General features: G+C 71.1%; 17 protein-coding genes. 10 read left to right on the forward strand and 7 right to left on the reverse strand.

Features of this window, described 5'->3' with window-relative positions; all coding sequences use genetic code 11:
- Nucleotides 1-186 precede the first annotated feature (186 nt).
- Nucleotides 187-1,548: a peptidase C39 family protein gene (locus E2651_RS06445; protein WP_135330023.1), complete on the forward strand. Its 1,362-nt coding sequence runs from the start codon at nucleotides 187-189 to the stop codon at nucleotides 1,546-1,548.
- Nucleotides 1,549-1,601: 53 nt separating this feature from the next.
- Here the strand turns inward: E2651_RS06445 and E2651_RS06450 are convergent, their stop codons facing one another.
- Nucleotides 1,602-1,988: a hypothetical protein gene (locus E2651_RS06450; RefSeq protein WP_135330024.1), complete on the reverse strand. Its 387-nt coding sequence runs from the start codon at nucleotides 1,986-1,988 to the stop codon at nucleotides 1,602-1,604.
- Nucleotides 1,989-2,006: 18 nt separating this feature from the next.
- Nucleotides 2,007-3,485 carry a M1 family metallopeptidase gene (locus E2651_RS06455; protein WP_209446082.1) on the reverse strand — a complete coding sequence of 493 codons (1,479 nt, stop codon included), beginning with the start codon at nucleotides 3,483-3,485 and terminating at the stop codon, nucleotides 2,007-2,009.
- Between the two features lie 142 nt (nucleotides 3,486-3,627).
- On the opposite strand from E2651_RS06455, the gene E2651_RS06460 reads away from it, so the two are divergent.
- The gene (locus E2651_RS06460; RefSeq protein ID WP_135330025.1) at nucleotides 3,628-3,816 is read left to right on the forward strand and encodes a hypothetical protein; all 189 of its coding nucleotides are present in this window, start codon (nucleotides 3,628-3,630) and stop codon (nucleotides 3,814-3,816) included.
- Nucleotides 3,817-3,827: 11 nt separating this feature from the next.
- Nucleotides 3,828-3,980 (forward strand): SCO1431 family membrane protein, encoded by a 153-nt coding sequence (locus E2651_RS06465; protein ID WP_135330026.1) that lies wholly within the window; start codon nucleotides 3,828-3,830, stop codon nucleotides 3,978-3,980.
- On the opposite strand, the gene E2651_RS06470 is transcribed toward E2651_RS06465, so the two are convergent.
- From E2651_RS06470 to E2651_RS06480, 3 genes are all read right to left on the reverse strand, one after another.
- Nucleotides 3,958-4,872: a hypothetical protein gene (locus E2651_RS06470; protein ID WP_135330027.1), complete on the reverse strand. Its 915-nt coding sequence runs from the start codon at nucleotides 4,870-4,872 to the stop codon at nucleotides 3,958-3,960. The genes E2651_RS06465 and E2651_RS06470 overlap by 23 nt on opposite strands.
- Nucleotides 4,873-4,933: 61 nt before the next feature.
- Nucleotides 4,934-5,842, reverse strand: a complete 909-nt coding sequence (locus tag E2651_RS06475) for a DUF6114 domain-containing protein (RefSeq protein ID WP_135330044.1) — start codon at nucleotides 5,840-5,842, stop codon at nucleotides 4,934-4,936.
- A gap of 71 nt (nucleotides 5,843-5,913) precedes the next feature.
- Nucleotides 5,914-6,528, reverse strand: coding sequence for a DUF6230 family protein (locus tag E2651_RS06480; RefSeq protein WP_135330028.1), 615 nt, complete (start codon nucleotides 6,526-6,528; stop codon nucleotides 5,914-5,916).
- A 177-nt stretch (nucleotides 6,529-6,705) separates the two neighbouring features.
- On the opposite strand from E2651_RS06480, the gene E2651_RS06485 reads away from it, so the two are divergent.
- Nucleotides 6,706-7,293: a TetR/AcrR family transcriptional regulator gene (locus E2651_RS06485; protein WP_245238611.1), complete on the forward strand. Its 588-nt coding sequence runs from the start codon at nucleotides 6,706-6,708 to the stop codon at nucleotides 7,291-7,293.
- 79 nt (nucleotides 7,294-7,372) lie between these two features.
- Here the strand turns inward: E2651_RS06485 and E2651_RS06490 are convergent, their stop codons facing one another.
- Nucleotides 7,373-8,617, reverse strand: a complete 1,245-nt coding sequence (locus tag E2651_RS06490; protein WP_135330030.1) for a glycoside hydrolase family 18 protein — start codon at nucleotides 8,615-8,617, stop codon at nucleotides 7,373-7,375.
- A gap of 362 nt (nucleotides 8,618-8,979) precedes the next feature.
- Here E2651_RS06490 and E2651_RS06495 point away from each other — a divergent pair, with 362 nt between their 5' ends.
- The 3 genes from E2651_RS06495 to E2651_RS06510 all read left to right on the forward strand — a co-directional run bounded on the left by E2651_RS06495 (nucleotide 8,980) and on the right by E2651_RS06510 (nucleotide 12,951).
- Nucleotides 8,980-10,152: an acyl-CoA dehydrogenase family protein gene (locus E2651_RS06495; protein WP_135330031.1), complete on the forward strand. Its 1,173-nt coding sequence runs from the start codon at nucleotides 8,980-8,982 to the stop codon at nucleotides 10,150-10,152.
- Nucleotides 10,153-10,679: 527 nt separating this feature from the next.
- Nucleotides 10,680-11,807 carry a hypothetical protein gene (locus tag E2651_RS06505; protein WP_135330033.1) on the forward strand — a complete coding sequence of 376 codons (1,128 nt, stop codon included), beginning with the start codon at nucleotides 10,680-10,682 and terminating at the stop codon, nucleotides 11,805-11,807.
- Between the two features lie 52 nt (nucleotides 11,808-11,859).
- On the forward strand, nucleotides 11,860-12,951 hold the full coding sequence (locus E2651_RS06510; protein ID WP_135330034.1) for a phosphotransferase family protein: 1,092 nt from the start codon (nucleotides 11,860-11,862) through the stop codon (nucleotides 12,949-12,951).
- A gap of 4 nt (nucleotides 12,952-12,955) precedes the next feature.
- On the opposite strand, the gene E2651_RS06515 is transcribed toward E2651_RS06510, so the two are convergent.
- The gene (locus tag E2651_RS06515; RefSeq protein ID WP_135330035.1) at nucleotides 12,956-13,420 is read right to left on the reverse strand and encodes a hypothetical protein; all 465 of its coding nucleotides are present in this window, start codon (nucleotides 13,418-13,420) and stop codon (nucleotides 12,956-12,958) included.
- 199 nt (nucleotides 13,421-13,619) lie between these two features.
- Between E2651_RS06515 and E2651_RS06520 the strand changes: the two genes are divergently transcribed.
- From E2651_RS06520 to E2651_RS06530, 3 genes are all read left to right on the forward strand, one after another.
- A complete protein-coding gene (locus E2651_RS06520) occupies nucleotides 13,620-14,060 on the forward strand; it encodes an Lrp/AsnC family transcriptional regulator (protein WP_030789227.1) in 441 nt (146 codons plus the stop codon).
- A gap of 49 nt (nucleotides 14,061-14,109) precedes the next feature.
- Nucleotides 14,110-15,753, forward strand: a complete 1,644-nt coding sequence (locus E2651_RS06525) for an amidohydrolase (RefSeq protein ID WP_135330036.1) — start codon at nucleotides 14,110-14,112, stop codon at nucleotides 15,751-15,753.
- Nucleotides 15,754-16,242: 489 nt separating this feature from the next.
- Entirely contained in the window at nucleotides 16,243-17,034 is a 792-nt protein-coding gene (locus E2651_RS06530; RefSeq protein ID WP_135330037.1) for a polyprenol monophosphomannose synthase, read from the forward strand.
- The last annotated feature ends 131 nt before the right edge of the window (nucleotides 17,035-17,165 follow it).

The following is a 17,165-nucleotide window of genomic DNA, read 5'->3' on the forward strand; positions in this document are numbered from 1 at the left end:
TGCGGAATGCCCCGCTCCGCGCGCCGTCCCTGCTCACGCCAGTGGTCGAGGCCAATATTGGTGGCAGCGATGGTCCCCGAAGCGCTGGCAGAAGTCGGCGTGCAGCAGCCATAGTTGGCCTACCGCGTGTACCTGACCTGCCCCTTCCGGATCCGTCCGGAACCCACGTCGACTGGGGGTCCCGCCATGGACCGAGCTGATGACATGTCCCGCAGAAGCGTCCTGGGCGCGGCCGCCGCGCTGGCCGCCGTGGCCGCGACCGCGAGCCCCGCGCTCGCCGCGGGAGGCCGGGTGGCGCCGCGTGCGCAGCGCCCGGTGAGCAACCGCTTCTGGACGTCGTACGCGGACTGGAGCGCGGGCACCGCGAACGGCACCCGCGCCGTCGCCGGAGCCCGCCCCGCGGTGGAGATCGCCAAGGCCGCGGGCACCACCGACTACGCCGATCCGCACACCGGCAAGACCGCCACCTGGGAGTACGCCCGGTGGACCTCGCCCGTGCACCGCCCCACCGTCCCGGCGACGGAGGTCGTCGCCTCCTGGAACGCCCGCACGCCCGCCGGCACCTGGCTCCAGGTCGAGCTCCAGGGAACGTACTCGGACGGGAAGAAGACCCCCTGGTACGTCCTGGGCCGCTGGACCTCGGGCGACGACAAGGAGAAGGACATCCGCCGCACCTCGGTCGACGACCAGAGCGACGGCAAGTCCAGCATCTGGACGGACACCTTCTCCATCGACGACACCACGACGGGCCTGCGCCTCGCCTCCTGCCGGCTGCGCCTGACGCTGTACCGCAAGCCGGGCGCCACGGCGACGCCCACCGTCTGGCGGCTCGGCGCGATGGCGTCCGCCGTCCCCGACCGCTTCACGGTGCCCGCGTCGAAGCCGGGCCTGACCAAGGAGCTGACGGTCCCGCGCTACTCGCAGGAGATCCACGCCGGGCAGTATCCGGAGTACGACAACGGCGGCGAGGCCTGGTGCAGCCCCACCTCCTCGCAGATGATCATAGAGTTCTGGGGCCGCAAGCCGACCGCGGATGACCTCGCCTGGGTCGATCCCTCCTACGCCGACCCGCAGGTGTGCCACGCGGCCCGCCACACCTTCGACTACCAGTACGCGGGCTGCGGCAACTGGCCCTTCAACGCGGCCTACGCGTCGACGTACAAGGATCTCCAGGGCGTCGTCACGCGACTCGACTCGCTCACCGAACTGGAGTCGCTGATCGCCGCCGGCATCCCGGCCATAACGTCCCAGTCGTTCCTCAAGGAGGAGCTGACCGGCGCCGGCTACGGCACGGCGGGTCACCTCATGACGGTGATCGGCTTCACGGCGGACGGCGACGTGATCGCCAACGACCCGGCGTCGCCGACGAATCCGGCGGTGCGCCGCGTCTACAAGCGGCGCGAGTGGGAGAACATCTGGCTCAGGACCAAGCGCTACAACGCCACCGGCAAGGTCGTCTCCGGCACGGGCGGCGTCTGCTACCTGTACTTCCCGACGAAGCTCTCCGCCGCCCAGAAGTCCGCGCTGGCGGCCGTGGGCATCCGCTGACGGCGTGACGAGGGGCCCCGCCCGAAGCCGGGTGGGGCCCCTCGTGCGCGGGATCAGTTCAGCGGTGCCGAAGTGGCGTAGTAGAACGTCATCGGAGGCCGGCCGCGGGACGTGGCGATCTCGTTGAACGCGTCCACGATCTCCATCGGGGTGATCTGCTTCGCGGCGGGAGCGTTCTCGATGTTGATGCTGAACGACATCTGCATCATCGCGTCGATGTCACCGATGCTGACATCGCCCGCGAACTTGGTGCCGGTCGCGATGTTGGCGTCCGACGACCGGGCCGCGTCTGCCTGGGCCGCCTCGGCCGCCTCGGCCGGCTCGCCGTCGGCGGCGCGCGCCGACCCGGCACCCGCCAGGGCGGCACCCGCCGCCGCGCTGCCCGAGTAGCCCAGCCGAACGAGATCATCCGCTTCGTCCGGCCCCGCGCGGTACGTCACTCGGACCTCACCCGGACGTCACTTCGCCGGATCCACCACCCAGTCCGGATGCCCCGGCATCGGCGGTGTCTTCGAGCCGTAGAGCCACGGCCGCAGGAAGCCGTCGAGGTCTTCGCCCGCGACCTTCGACGCCAGGTCGATGTACTGCTGCGTGCTCGCCGTCTTGCCCCGGTAGGTGCTGATCCACGCCCGTTCGATCTTCTGGAACGTCGCGTCGCCGACCTGCTCGCGCAGGGCGTACAGGACCAGGGCCGAGCCGTCGTACCGCATGCGCTTGAAGAGGTTCGGCTCGGTCGGCTCGGCGGGGGCGCCGTAGTCGCGGCGCCACTGGTCGTGGGCCTGGTACGCCGTCTTCATCGCGGCCTCGAAGCTGTCGCCGCCGTGCTCCTCGGAGTACATCCGCTCGTAGAAGCGGGCGTGGCCCTCGCTCACCCACAGGTCGGACCAGCTCGCCAGGGCGACGCTGTCGCCGAACCACTGGTGGGTGAGCTCGTGCACCAGGTTCCGCTCGGCGTCCACCTTCGTGCCGAGGAGGTCTGCCTTCGGGATGAGGGAGAGCGTCTGGGTCTCCAGGGCGACGCCCAGATCCGTGTCGCCGACGAGGAGGCCGTACCGGTTGAACGGGTAGGGGCCCAGCTTCTCCTGAAGCCACGTCAGATGGTCGGGGGTGAGCTTGCGGTACTCCGCCGTCGGCTCGACCAGGGCATCGGGGACGACGTCCCGCAGCGGAAGGCCGCCCGGACCCTTGGAGTCGATCAGCTTGAACTTGCCGACCGCCATCTGTACGAGCTGCGTGGACAGCGGCTGCTCGGAGTCGTACGTCCAGCGCACCCGGTCACCGGGGCGCTCGGTACGGTCGACCAGCCTGCCGTTGGCGACCGCGGTCAGGTCCTTCGGCGTGGTGATGCGGAAGGTGATCGGCGCCCGCCGGCTGGGGTGGTCGTTCGCCGGGAAGATCAGCCGGGCCCCGTTCGGCTGCGGATAGACCACGGTGCCGTCGGCCGTGGGTATCCAGCCGTAGTCCTCGATGGCGTCGTCGCGGTGCCGCGTCTGGGTCGGGTCGGCGGTGTACGTGACCTTCGCGGTGAACGTACTGCCCTTGGGTATCGGGGACTTGGGCGTGACGGTCAGCTCGTCGCCGTCGCGGGATGTGCCCGCCGCCGAGCCGTTCACCTGCACGCCGTGCAGGGTGTTGCCGCCGAAGTCCAGGTTGAAGCGGGACAGCGACTGTGTGGCGGTGGCCCTGATCGTCGCTGTCGCCTCGAACGGCGTCTTCGGGGCCTGCCAGTCGAAGTCGAGGGTGTAGCGGTCGACCCGGTATCCGCCGTTGCCGTCGAGCGGGAACATCGGGTCGCCCAGGCCCGGCGCTCCGGGTGACGGGGCGGCCGGAGCGGACGGCGCGGCCTGCGAGACCGTTCCTGTGAGGGCGGCCGTCACGGTGACGGCGGCCGCGAGGGCCAGCCGTGTTCTGCGGCGGGGCGTCCGGTACGTGCTCATCGGAAACCTTTCGGTCGGATGGTTGCGCGGACGAGTCGGCGGGAAGATGCCCCGCCGTTCGTAGTGAGACGCGCGGCCGACGGCCCCGGTTGTACCGGCGCCTCGACGTGGCCGACCGCGTCCCGCGCGGGCCCGGCGGCGCGTGACCGAGCGGCGCGTGACGAGCGGCGAAGTGACCGAGCGGCGCGTGACGAGCGGCGAAGTGACCGAGCGGCGCGTGACGAGCGGCGAAGTGACCGAGCGGCGCGTGACCAAGCTCTCGCCCGCGACGGCGGAATCCGGTGGGATGGTGGACGGGTCAGTGGGGGGATGCCACTGCCGACCGATGTAGCGAGAGTTGCCATGACTGCGAGCACAGCCACCGCCACCGTGACCCGCGCGGTCACCCGTACCGGCGGCCCCAAGGAAGACGGCCCGAAGATCCTCGAGCACGTGCTGGGCTGGACCCTCGTCGTCGTCCTCGCGATGCTGGTCACGCAGACCGGGCTGATGTGACCTCGGTCTCGTAGCTCTCCGCGGTGCGGTCCAGATCCGCACGCCAGTGCCGGTGCGGGACGCCCACCAGGCCGTACAGCCACCGCACGGGCGAGCGCCGCGCCAGCAGGGTCACGCCCGAGAGCACCGCGAAGACCGGAAGCCCGATCCACCCGCCGACGAGGCGCACCAGGACACTCGCGACCAGCGCGCCCAGGAACGGCAGACCGTAGACCCCGGCCGCCGCGATGGCGATCGCCAGGACCCTGTGCACCTTGCGGTCCTCGTCCGCGCCCGGCAGCGACCAACCCTCCATCAGCCAGCCGATCTCGGTGAGCAGCATGGTGCCGATCACCGCCGCGCCGAAGACCAGCAGGGCCAGGAACGTGCCGGACGTCAGGAAGTCCAGGACGTGGTTGACCACGCTGTCCTGCCGCCACCGCGCGAAGTCCCGCGCGCCGGGCGAGAGGAACCGCTCGTAACCCCGGCCGTCCCAGCCGTGGACCAGCGTCCCGAAGAGCAGGAAGTAGCCGCCGACGCACTGGAGATACGCCCAGTAGCCGGCCCCCACCAGGACGAGCGCCTGCGCCACCAGGAACCCGAGGGCGGCGGCCACCGGGAGCCCGCCCGCGTAGAAGAGCACGAACCCGGCCCACACCCCCTCGTGCCCGTCCGCGACGTGCATGGTCGCCCACGCGGGGTTCTGCCACAGCAGGAAGAGCCCCGTCGGGACCAGCAGCACCGCCGCGAAGAGCACCGTGAGCGCCAGATACGGATTGGCGGCGCGGCTGCGGGTCCGCGGGCCCTCGCCCGCGTTGATCCGCTCCCAGACCTGCAACTGCCGCCCCGCGGACATCGCGAACGTCGCGCCGATCGCGTACGCCCAGAACAGGGCGGCCTGGATCTGGATCATGCGCGGGCCTCCTCCGGCATCGGCTCGCCCGGCATCGGCTCGCCCGTCATCAGCTCGCCCGTCATCGGCTCGCCCCCAGGGTGAGCCCGTCCGTGACGATCAAGTCCGATGTGACCAGGGCCTGTTCGGCGCTCACGTCCGTCATGAAGACGAACGGCGGTACGACGGGCGGCACCGGCAGCTTGTCGGGCGTGAAGGTCAGACAGAGCAGCCCCTCCAGGCAGCCCTTGAACTTGGTCAGATAGAGCGTGACCGAGCCGCTGAGGTCCAAAGTGTCGGCCCCCAGGGCGAGTTCACGGCTCCCGTCGCGGGTCTTCAGCCGGTAGTCGGTGAGCGACGCGGCCTTCATCCGCAGCACCATGACCTTCAACGGGCCCTCGGCCGTGGGGATCTCGCGTACGCCGGCCAGGGTGAAGCCCTGGGGTGCGAAGAGGGTCGTGGTGACGGTCGGCGGGGTGCTCGGTGCCACGATCGCGTCGCCCGCGCCGTCCCCGGGGGCGGCCCTGGCCGGGCTCCCGTTCATGATCCCGGCGAGGATCAGCACGGGAAGGAGCGCGGCGAGCGTCCGTGTGCCCTGCCCGTCCCGCACCTTCGGCACCTCGGGCGACTCCTCGTCCCCTTCCGGGACCGGCGTCCAGCCGAAGCCCATGGCGCTGCCCGCGATGCCGAGCGCCATGCCCACCAGGAACCCGCCGAGATTGGTGGCCGCGAACGAAAGCACCGACAGGATCAGGGCGTTGACGCTCACATAGTGGTGGGCGTGCGGAAGCAGCCACAGGAAGATCCCGGCCGCGATGAGCGCGAGCCCGATGCCGATCGCGGCGAGCCCGCCGAGCCCCAGGCTGACCAGGACGGTCAGCGGCGACAGCGGCACCAGCAGCAGCTCCGCGCCGCCCAGGACCAGCAGCAGACCGCCCCAGAAGGGGCGGGTCCGCCGCCATCTGCGCAGCACCCGGCGCGGCTCCCGCAGCGGAAGGCGCTCGTCGAGCCAGCCGCCGCCGTCCCGCCCGAACGCCTTGACCCCGGCTCTTCGGCCGCCGGTCAGAAGCACTTCTCGCCGCCGAGGCTGACGTCGAGCTTCATGCCCTTGAGCCGGAAGTTCCCGCCGGTCGCCGACCAGGCGTGCGACTTCACGCCGGACACGGTGATGTCGCCGGCCTGCAGGCCGAACTTCCCCTTCTCGCCCTTGATCCCGGGCACTTCGTCGAGCGTGGAGGCGTCCCGCCCGATCTCGGCCGTGCCGAAACGGGCGTCGCCCTCCAGATCCTCGCCGTCGATCACCAGATTGCTCGCCGTGACCTGGCCCGCGTCACCGCCCGCGGTCAGCTTGAACACCACGGTGCCCACCGGGGTCTTGACCTCGGCGGCCTGGCAGATGTCGGACAGGGTCGCGTCACCGATCCCGAGGAGCGCCACCGGGTGCCCCTTGCCGTCGATGTCCCGGTCGGTCTGTACGTAGGAGGAAAGGCCCTGGCTGGTGAGTTTCCCGGACGACACCTGGAAGCTGGTGCCCGAGACGGCGAAGGACGCGGCGAGCGCGCCCTCGGCCATCACGGAGGCCATGGCGCCGACGGCCAGGACGGCCGGCAGGGCCACGACGGCCGTCTTCTTCCAGGAGGTTCTGCCTTCGCGTACCGCGCTGCGTGCTGCGCCCACTGTCTTCCTCCCGTACGTCGTTCCGCGTGCACAGGCGTGCGTAAGGGGAGTGCGTGAAGCGCCGTCGGGAGCCGAACCGGCAGCCGGCAGGGTTCTGCCATACTGCGGACATCCCGAGGCAGTTGGAGACTAGGGCCGAAATTGAATAATAGTCAACAGCGTGGCACCGACCGCTCCGTGGCGCGCCGCGCCGAACTCATCACCATCGGCCGGAAGTTGTTCGCCGACACGTCCTACGACGCGCTGTCGATGGACGACATCGCGAAGCAGGCGGGCGTCGCCAAAGGGCTGATCTACTACTACTTCAAGTCCAAGCGCGGGTACTACCTCGCGATCATCGAGGACTCGGTCGCCGACCTGGTCGAGCGCGCCGGACGCCACGACGACCTGCCGCCCGTCGAACGGGTGCAGCGCACCGTCGACGGCTATCTGCGGTACGCCGAGCACCACCAGGCCGCCTACCGCACCATCATCAGCGGCGGCGTCGGCTTCGACGCCGAGGTGCACGCCATACGGGACGGTGTGCGCGAGGCGCTGATCGGCACGATCGCCGAAGGGGCGTACGGCCGTGGGGACATCCCGCGCCTCGCGCGCACCGCGCTGCTCGGCTGGCTGTGCAGCGTCGAGGGCGTCACGCTCGACTGGATCGGCCACCGGGAGCTGGCCCGCGAGACGGTCTGCGACCTGCTTGTACGGACCCTCGGGGACACACTGCGCGTCATCGAGGACTTCGAGCCGTCGTTGCCGGCGCCGGCCAGGCCATGAGGACGCGGCGCCGCTGAGGCCATGAGGACGGGGCGGGAGCCGCCGACCGGCTCCCGCCCCGAATCCCCCGTGCCAACGGTCAGTTGATGGACTTGATCAACTCACCGTCGGACGTGTCTCCGCTGAGCTCCCAGAAGAACGTGCCGCCGAGGCCCTGCTGGTTCTTGTAGTCCATCTTCCCCGCGATGGTCGCCGGGGTGTCGTAGCTCCACCAGTTGGTGCCGCAGTGCGCGTACGCGGTCCCGCCGACCGTGCCGTTGGCCGGGCACTTGGTCTTCAGTTCCTTGTAGTCGTCGATGCCCTGCTCGTACTTGCCCGCGGCCGGTCCGGTCGCGGTGCCGCCGGGCTCCTTCTGCGTGACGCCCGTCCAGCCGCGGCCGTAGAAACCGATGCCGAGCAGGAGCTTCTCGGACGGAACGCCGAGTGCCTTCAGCTTCTTGATCGTGGCGTCGGAGTTCCAGGACTCCTTGGGGATGCCGCTGTACGAGGTGAGCGGCGAGTGCGGGGCGGTCGGGCCCTGCGCGTCCCAGGCGCCGAAGAAGTCGTACGTCATCGGGTTGTACCAGTCGACGTACTGGGCCGCGCCCGCGTAGTCGGCGGCGTCGATCTTGCCGCCGTCGGAGGCGTCCGCCGGGATCGCCGCGGTCACGAGGTTGCCGCTGCCGAACTTCGAACGGACCGCGGACATCAGGTTCTTGTACGCCTCGCGCCCGCTGGTGTCACAGGTCAGACCGCAGGCGTTCGGGTACTCCCAGTCGATGTCGATGCCGTCGAACACATCGGCCCACTTGGAGTTCTCGACCAGGTCGTAGCAGGACTGGGCGAAGGCCGCGGGGTTCTTCGCGGCCTCGGTGAAGCCGCCCGACCAGGTCCAGCCGCCGAAGGACCAGAGGACCTTGAGGTTCGGGTTCTCCTTCTTCAGCTTGCGCAGCTGGTTGAAGTTGCCGCGCAGCTCCTGGTCCCAGGTGTCGGCGACGCCGTCCACCGACTGGTCGGCGGTGTACGCCTTGTCGGTCGCCGCGTAGGCGTCGCCCATGGCGCACTTGCCGCCCTGGACGTTGCCGAACGCGTAGTTGATGTGCGTGAGCTTGGCGGCCGAACCAGACGTCTTGATGTTCTTGACGTGGTAGTTCCGGTCGTAGACACCCCATTCGGTGAAGTATCCGACGACCTTGGAACCGGCGGCGGCCTTCTCTGTGGCGCCTTTGTCCTGCCCGGCGGCGGCCGTGCCCGCGCCGGCCAGCAGACCCGCGCCGAGTACGGCGCAACACGTGGCGGCGAGGAGCGCCTTGAACCGGGCGCGGGGGGTGTGCGGTCTGAGCATCGTGTCTCCTCGTGGGGGGAAACAGGGAGGGGGGAAGTGGTGCTGTGGACCTGCGGGTGTGACGTGGCATGAACACGTTTGGCATGAACGCGTTAAAACGCTCGGGGGAACAGTAGGAGGACTAGACCAGTTCGGTCAATGGTTCGTACCAATCCCGTGATCGTCTGTGATCTTCGGCTATCTTTTAAGTGAGCGGTCGTTAACCAGTGACGGGCTGCCGCCGATCGGGCATACTCAACGCGCCACAGCCGCTGGTCAGCAGCTTCCGTGACCCGGAAGGGGACCCCGGCCCGGCATCATTTTCCGGCGGCGTCGCCTCACCCAGGCCGCCCGCCGCAGCGCCCGACAGGGAGGAGAGCGTCATGCCCGACCACGCCCCGCAGCCGGTGGACCGTCAGCTGCCCACGGATGAGGCCAGGGATCTGCTCTCACTGGTCAGGGACATCGCCCAGCGCGAGATCGCCCCGAAGGCGGCCGATGAAGAGGACGCCGGGCGCTTCCCGCGCGAGGTCTTCGCCCTGCTTTCCGAGTCCGGACTGCTCGGACTTCCGTACGACTCGGAGTTCGGCGGCGGCGACCAGCCGTACGAGGTCTACCTCCAGGTCCTCGAGGAGCTCGCCGCGGCCCGGCTCACCGTCGGCCTCGGCGTCAGCGTCCACTCCCTGTCCTGCCACGCGCTCGCCGGGTACGGCACCAAGGAGCAGCAGAGCGAGCACCTGCCCGCGATGCTCGGCGGCGGACTGCTCGGGGCGTACTGCCTCTCCGAGCCGGCGTCCGGCTCCGATGCCGCCTCGTTGCGCACGAAGGCCGTGCGGGAGGGCGACGACTGGGTGATCACGGGCACGAAGGCCTGGATCACGCACGGCGGGGTCGCCGACTTCTACACCGTCCTGGCCCGTACCGGCGGCGAGGGCGCCCGCGGCATCTCCGCGTTCCTGGTGCCGGGCGACGTCGAGGGTCTGCACGCCGCGGCGCCGGAGAAGAAGATGGGCATGAAGGGCTCGCCCACCGCACAGATCAACTTCGACGGCGTACGGATCTCCGACGCCCGCCGCATCGGGGACGAGGGCCAGGGCTTCGCCATCGCGCTCTCCGCGCTCGACTCGGGGCGGCTCGGCATCGCGGCCTGTGCCATCGGTGTGGCCCAGACGGCGCTCGACGCGGCGCTGTCGTACGCCACGGAGCGGCGGCAGTTCGGCCGGCCGATCGCGGACTTCCAGGGCCTTCGGTTCATGCTCGCGGACATGGCGACGCAGATCGAGGCGGGCCGGGCGCTCTATCTCGCCGCGGCCAGGCTGCGCGACGCGGGCAGGCCGTTCTCCAAGCAGGCGGCCATGGCCAAGCTGATGTGCACGGACGCCGCGATGAAGGTCACGACGGACGCAGTGCAGGTGCTCGGCGGCTATGGCTACACCGCGGACTTCCCCGTGGAGCGCTTCATGCGCGAGGCCAAGGTGCTGCAGATCGTCGAGGGCACCAATCAGATCCAGCGCATGGTCATCGCCCGTCACCTCGCGGGTCCCGACTCGCGCTGAACTGACCGAGTCTGACCGGCGGCGCCGCGAGCCGGACCCACTCCGGGTCGTGGCGCCCCGGCAGCGTCTTGCCGCGCTCGGCCCAGTTCCGGATGAGGGCGCGGTAGATGGGCGGGTCCTGCGGCTGCGGCTGGGGCGGCTGAGCCCGCTGTGGCGGTTGAGCGTGCTGTGGCGCCTGAGAGTACTGGGGAACCGATTCTGCGGCGGGTGCGGGTGCCGTCAGGAGAGTGCGCCTGCGGCGGCCGGTCGGGGGAAGCACGGTGGGCATCGGCGTGGGGGTGGTCATACCGGGCCAACGCGCATCGTGCCGGACAGGTCACCGGCGGCCGGAATCGAGCGTCAGTTCGCGACATGCCCATGCGGTGGTGTGCGGGCGCCCTGGAGGAACGCGGGCGGCGCGGCTCGGTGAACGCGGGCTGACACGTGTCTGGCTCCGTCGCCTTGTCTGACGTACCGTCAACTCCGCGCCGGAGGCGGTCGACCTGCCCCGTGTGCTCGCAACTGCCGTGCGCCCAGGGAGGTTTGACGTGGCAGAGGACCGTCCCGTTCCGCTCGACGAGTACCCGATCCACCAGGTCCCGCTCTCGATGAAGCACGTCGCGACGGGCGACCGCAACGCCTACGACCGCTGCATCTTCCACCTCTTCGACCATGAGGGCCGCGCGCTCCTCATCCTCGGGCTCGGCGTCTACCCGAACCTCGGGGTGATCGACGCGTACGCCACCCTGCGCACCGGGGATACGCTGCACGCCGTACGCGCGTCGGACGCGCTCGGCGACGACCGGATGAACCTCTCCGTCGGGCCCCTGTCCATCACCGTCGACGAGCCGCTGCGGCGCCTGCGCCTGAGGTGCGCCGCCGATCCCGGAGACCCCGACTCCCTCTCGTACGACATCACTTGGTCCGCGGACTTCCCCGCCCTGTGGGAGCCCCACCACATCCAGCGGCGCGGCGACCGGCTCTCCCTCGAAGGGCGCCGATTCGTGCAGGCGGGCGGCTGCTCCGGGCAGATCCGCGTCGGGGGCGAGGAGATCGCGGTGACGGCGGGGGAGTGGACCGCGACCCGCGACCGGAGCTGGGGCGTGCGGCCGATCCCCGGTGAGGAACGCGGGCGCCTGGAGGAGGAGTTCGGCACCGAGGGCTTCCACTGGATCTGGAGCCCGGTGCGCTTCGACGACCGCTTCCTCATGGTCATCACCCAGGAGGACGCGGACGGACACCGCACCCTCAACGAGGCGACACTCGTCCGCGAAGGCCACCGCGACCGCCAACTCGGCTGGCCCCAGGCCGACATCACCTACCGCTCCGGCACCCGCCACCCCGAGCGCGCCGTCATCCACCTCGTCGACCCCGACGACCGCAAGCCCCTGGAGCTCGGCGTCGAGGTCCTCGCCTCGCTGCCGCTCGCGGTGGGCGCCGGCTATCCGCCCGCGGACGACTGGCAGCACGGCACCTGGCAGGGGCGCGGCTGGAGCGACCGCCGCGCCTACGACCTGTCGGACCCCGCGGCGCACCCCATGGCCGCGTACGGAGTCATCGACCACGCCGCCCGATTCACCCTCAACGGGCAGACGGGGTACGGCATTTTCGAGCACGGCAGCTTCGGCCGCCACGACCCGAGCGGCTTCACCGGCTTCGACTCGGTCGCCCCCTGAGAGCCGCCCCTGAGAGCCGCCCCTGAGAGGAGCCCCTGAGAGGAGCCCCGCGATGGCCACAGCACCACGCCCCCGCACCACCACCCGTGACCCCGAGGAGCTGGCCCGCCGGCTCACCGCCTGGCTCGCCACCCGGCTGCCCGGCGCCAAGGCCACCGGCGTGCGGGTCCCCGAGTCCAACGGCATGTCGAGCGAGACCCTGCTCTTCGACATCGAACACCCCGAACCGCCGCTGCGGGCCTGCGCGTTGCGCGTCGCGGCGGACCCGGCCGCGTACACGATCTTCCCGGTCTACGACCTGCCGCGCCAGCACCGCACGATGCGCCTGGTCGCCGAGCGCACCGACCTGCCGGTGCCGCGCGTGCTGTGGCTCGAGGAGGACCCCGGGCCGCTGGGCGCGCCCTTCTTCGTCATGGAGCGGGTCGAGGGCCGGGTGCCGCCGGACGTCATGCCCTATACGTACGAGGGGAATTGGCTGCACACGGCGAGCGACACCGAACGTGCTCGCCTGGAGGAGGCGTCGATCGGCCTGGTCGCCCGCCTGCACGACCAAGTGCCGGTCGGGGAAGCCCAGTTCCTGGCACTGCCCGGCGAGGGCAGCCCGCTGCGCCGGCACGTCGCCGCCCAACGCGCCTACTACGCATGGGTGGTCGACGGCCTGCCGCGCTCACCCCTCATCGAGAGCGCCTTCGACCGGCTCGAGGAAACGTGGCCCGACGAGGAGGGTGACGCCGTCCTCAACTGGGGTGACGCGCGCATCGGCAACGTCATCTACGACGGCTTCGAACCCGCGGCCGTCCTCGACTGGGAGATGGCGGCGCTCGCACCCCGCGAGGTCGACCTCGGCTGGCTGGTCTATCTGCACCGCTTCTTCCAGGACCTGACGGTGAGCTTCGGCCAGGACGGCCTGCCCGACTTCCTGCGCCGGGACCGCATCGAGGAGCGCTACGCCCAACTCACCGGCCACACGCCGCGGTCCATGGACTTCCACACGCTGTACGCGGCACTGCGGCACGCCGTCGTCATGCTCCGCGTCGCCTACCGCCAGGTGCACTTCGGCGAGGCCGCGGTCCCCGCGGACCCGGACACGCTGATCCTGCACCACGCCAGCCTGGCGGCCATGGTGCAGGGCAGCTACTGGTGAACGCTCAGGCGGCCGTGCGCCGGACCTGCTGAGGCACGCGCAGCGGGCGCGAGCCCTGGCCGCCGACGTGCGAGAAGGGCTGGGTCCGCCAGTCGAGTCCCTGAGGGAGCGTCAACAGCAGGGCGGTGTCCTGCTCCTGAGCCTCCATCGACTCGTCGGCGGGCGCCGCGTCGGCCGCCGCGCGGCCCGTGCCCGCGCAGACCGTGAGCCCGAACGGGTTCCACGGAGTGGGGCACAGCGCGTGCTCGGGCAGTACGTCCTCGTCGGCCAGGAGTGCGATCGGCTGCGCGCAGTCCGGGCACGTCACGCGGTACATCTCGAAGGTGTCGTACGCGTCGAAGTCGGCGTCGTGCTCGCCCGGTTCGGAACCGGGTTCGACGCCCTCCGATGCGAGGGCGGACGACGCGGATTCATCGGAGCGCTGCTGCTTGCTGCGGGCAGTGCGACCGGGGCGCTTCAAGTTCTGCATGGGAATCTCCCCCTTGGGTGGGCCGACAAGGCGCTGCGGCCTCGACCACAGCAAGCACTTCCCGTCCCGTCGTAGAGGTAATCGTGGCATCCCTTCGGACACGGTCACAGGCATGTGGCGTTCGTCACATGCCGGAAGAAGATGCCCCGCGTCGGCTCTCAGGTATCCGGAGGGATCAAGAGCCCTGTAGGTTCGGCGCATGGAGGAGCTGGACCGACAGATCGTGCAGCTGCTCGTCAAGGACGGGCGGATGAGCTACACCGACTTGGGCAAGGCCACGGGCCTGTCCACATCGGCCGTGCACCAGCGGGTACGACGCCTGGAGCAGCGCGGCGTGATCCGTGGCTACGCCGCGGTCGTGGACCCCGAAGCCGTCGGGCTGCCGCTCACGGCCTTCATCTCGGTGAAGCCCTTCGACCCCAGCGCACCCGACGACATCGCCGAACGCCTCGCGGGCGTCCCGGAGATCGAGGCGTGCCACAGCGTGGCGGGCGACGAGAACTACATCCTCAAGGTGCGCGTGGCGACACCACTGGAGCTGGAGCACCTGTTGAGCCGGCTGCGAGCCCTGGCCGGGGTCTCGACGCGGACGACCGTCGTGCTCTCCACGCCGTACGAGGCACGGCCCCCGCAGGTCTGAGACGGCCCCCTGCGCGGGGGCGCGCCGGGGGAGGGGCCAGACTGGTCCCATGATGGAGAGCACCGCCCCCCAGAACCCCCCTCAGGGCCACCGCACCGTGCTGCTGCGCGGCGGAGAAGTCCACAGCCCCGCCGACCCGTTCGCCACGGCGATGGTCGTCGAACGCGGGCATGTCGCCTGGGTGGGATCCGAGGGCGCCGCCGACGCGTTCGCCGACGGCGTGGACGAGGTCGTCGACCTCGACGGAGCCCTCGTCACCCCGGCGTTCACCGATGCGCATGTGCACACCACGTCCACCGGACTCGCCCTGACGGGACTCGATCTGACGGGTGCGCGCACCCTCGACGAGGCGCTCGCCCTCGTCCGCGAACACACCGCCGCACGCCCGCACGACCGCGTCCTGCTCGGCCACGGCTGGGACGCCGCCCGCTGGCCCGACGGCCGACCGCCCACCCGCGCGGAGCTCGACGAGGCGACCGGCGGCCGCCCCCTCTACCTCTCCCGCATCGACGTCCACTCGGCGGTCGTCACCACAGCGCTGCTCGACCTCGTCCCCGGCGTCACCGGGCGCACCGGCTTCCAGACGGACGCCCCGCTGACCGCCGACGCCCACCACGCGGTGCGCGCCACCGCCCTCGGCGCCCTCACCCCGCAGCAGCGCACCGAGGCCCAGCGCGCGGCCCTGCGGCGCGCCGCCTCGCTCGGCATCGGCTCCCTGCACGAGTGCGCGGGACCCGACATCTCCAGCGAGGACGACCTGACCGGACTGCTGCGCCTGGCCGCCGGCGAGGCCGGGCCGCGCGTCGTCGGCTACTGGGCCGAGCAGGGCGCGGAAGGCATCGCCCGTGCAAAGGAACTGGGCGCGGTCGGCGCCGCCGGCGACCTCTTCGTCGACGGCGCCCTCGGCTCGCACACCGCCTGCCTGCACGAGCCGTACGCCGACGCCGCCCACACCGGCACCGCCTACCTGGACGCCGCCGCCGTCGCCGCGCACGTCATCGCCTGCACCGAGGCCGGGGTCCAGGCCGGCTTCCACGCCATCGGCGACGCCGCCATGACCGCCGTCGTCGACGGCATCCGCGCCGCCTCCGAGAAGGTCGGCCTGCCCCGCGTCCGCGCCGCCAGGCACCGCGTCGAACACGCCGAGATGCTCACCCCCGAGACGATCGCCGCCTTCGCCGAGCTGGGCCTCACCGCGTCCGTACAGCCCGCCTTCGACGCCCTGTGGGGCGGCGACGACGGCATGTACGCCCAGCGCCTCGGCGCCGAACGGGCCCGCACCCTCAACCCGTACGCCGCCCTGCTGCGCACCGGCGTCCCGCTCGCCTTCGGCTCCGACAGCCCCGTCACCCCGCTCGACCCCTGGGGCACCGTCCGCGCCGCCGCCTTCCACCGGACCCCCGAACACCGCGTCTCGGTGCGCGCCGCGTTCACCGCCCACACCCGGGGCGGCTGGCGGGCCATCGGCCGCGACGACGCGGGCGTCCTGGTGCCGGGCGCGCCCGCGGACTACGCCGTGTGGCGCACCGACGACCTGGTCGTCCAGGCACCCGACGACCGGGTCGCCCGCTGGTCGACCGACCCGCGCTCCGGAACGCCGGGACTGCCCGACCTGACGCCGGGGGCCGAACTGCCCGTCTGCCTGCGCACGGTCGTGTTCGGGCAGACGGTCTTCGTGCGGCCGGACGAGTGATGTCCCGGCGGTGTGTACGGCCGATCGCGGCCCTTCGCCGCCTCCCGCGACCTGCGCATCCGCCGCACTGACCTGGCTGTCTCTCCCAGCGGTCCAGGTCAAACGGCTATTGACAGAACGCCGCCGTCGGCCGGTAGGTTCGGCCGGGTCCACCACAGGACGTCCGACCGGGGAACCTCCACGCAGCCGTCGAACGCCGCTGGGCCATGGGCGGTGTGCCGCACCGGCGCACCACCACTGGGAGCCAGGTCCAGCGCCCGCGCCGCGGATGCGAGGGAACGTTCCACCGAGTCGGCGGGTGTGACCCGGGTGGGGCCCGGACGCTCAGTAGACAACGGCTCTCGGTCGACCCGCAGCCAGCGGGCCCCAGGTCGGCCCGAAGGGTGCCGGGCCCCGATCCGCAGTACTCCGTTCATCTGCCCGTGCCGCCGTGGCCACGCCGGACGCGGCCACTATGGTGGTCCTCTGCGTACGAACGAAGGGGCAGTAGTGAACGACGGCGGTGGGGTCTCCGAAACCGGTGACCAGGGGAGGCAGTTCGGCCCGCTCGGCATGGCCTTGGTGATCATTCCGACCTACAACGAGGCGGAGAACATCCAGTCCATCGTCGGTCGTGTCCGGGCCGCCGTGCCCGATGCGCACATCCTCGTCGCCGACGACAACAGCCCCGACGGCACCGGCAAGATCGCCGATGAGCTCGCGGCCGAGGACGACCAGGTCCACGTACTGCACCGCAAGGGCAAGGAAGGCCTCGGCGCCGCCTACCTCGCGGGCTTCCGGTGGGGCCTGGACCACGACTACGGCGTGATCGTCGAGATGGACGCCGACGGCTCGCACCAGCCCGAGGAACTGCCCCGGCTGCTCACCGCCCTCAAGGGCGCCGACCTGGTCCTCGGCTCGCGCTGGGTGCCCGGCGGACGCATCGTGAACTGGCCCAAGTACCGCGAGTTCATCTCCCGCGGCGGCAGCACGTACTCCCGGCTGATGCTCGACGTGCCGCTGCGCGACATCACCGGCGGCTACCGCGCGTTCCGCCGCGAGACCCTCGAAGGCATCGGCCTCGACGAGGTCGCCTCGCAGGGCTACTGCTTCCAGGTCGACCTGGCCCGCCGGGCCATCAAGGCCGGGTACCACGTCGTCGAGGTGCCGATCACGTTCATCGAGCGCGAACACGGCGACAGCAAGATGAGCCAGGACATCGTCGCCGAGGCGCTCTGGCGCGTCACGGCGTGGGGCGTGGGCGAGCGCGTGGGCCGCTTCACGGGACGCAAGCCCAGCTGAGGCCCGCACCGGCCCCCACAAGGGGCCGCGGGCCCCTGAGCGGCCCTTATTGATCATCCCCTTATGCCGGACTGAACCGGGCCCAGGCACACTGGAGCCATGACGACTGGCGTACCGCCCACCCGACCCCC

The organism is Streptomyces sp. MZ04 (assembly GCF_004684775.1).
Lineage (GTDB): Bacteria > Actinomycetota > Actinomycetes > Streptomycetales > Streptomycetaceae > Streptomyces.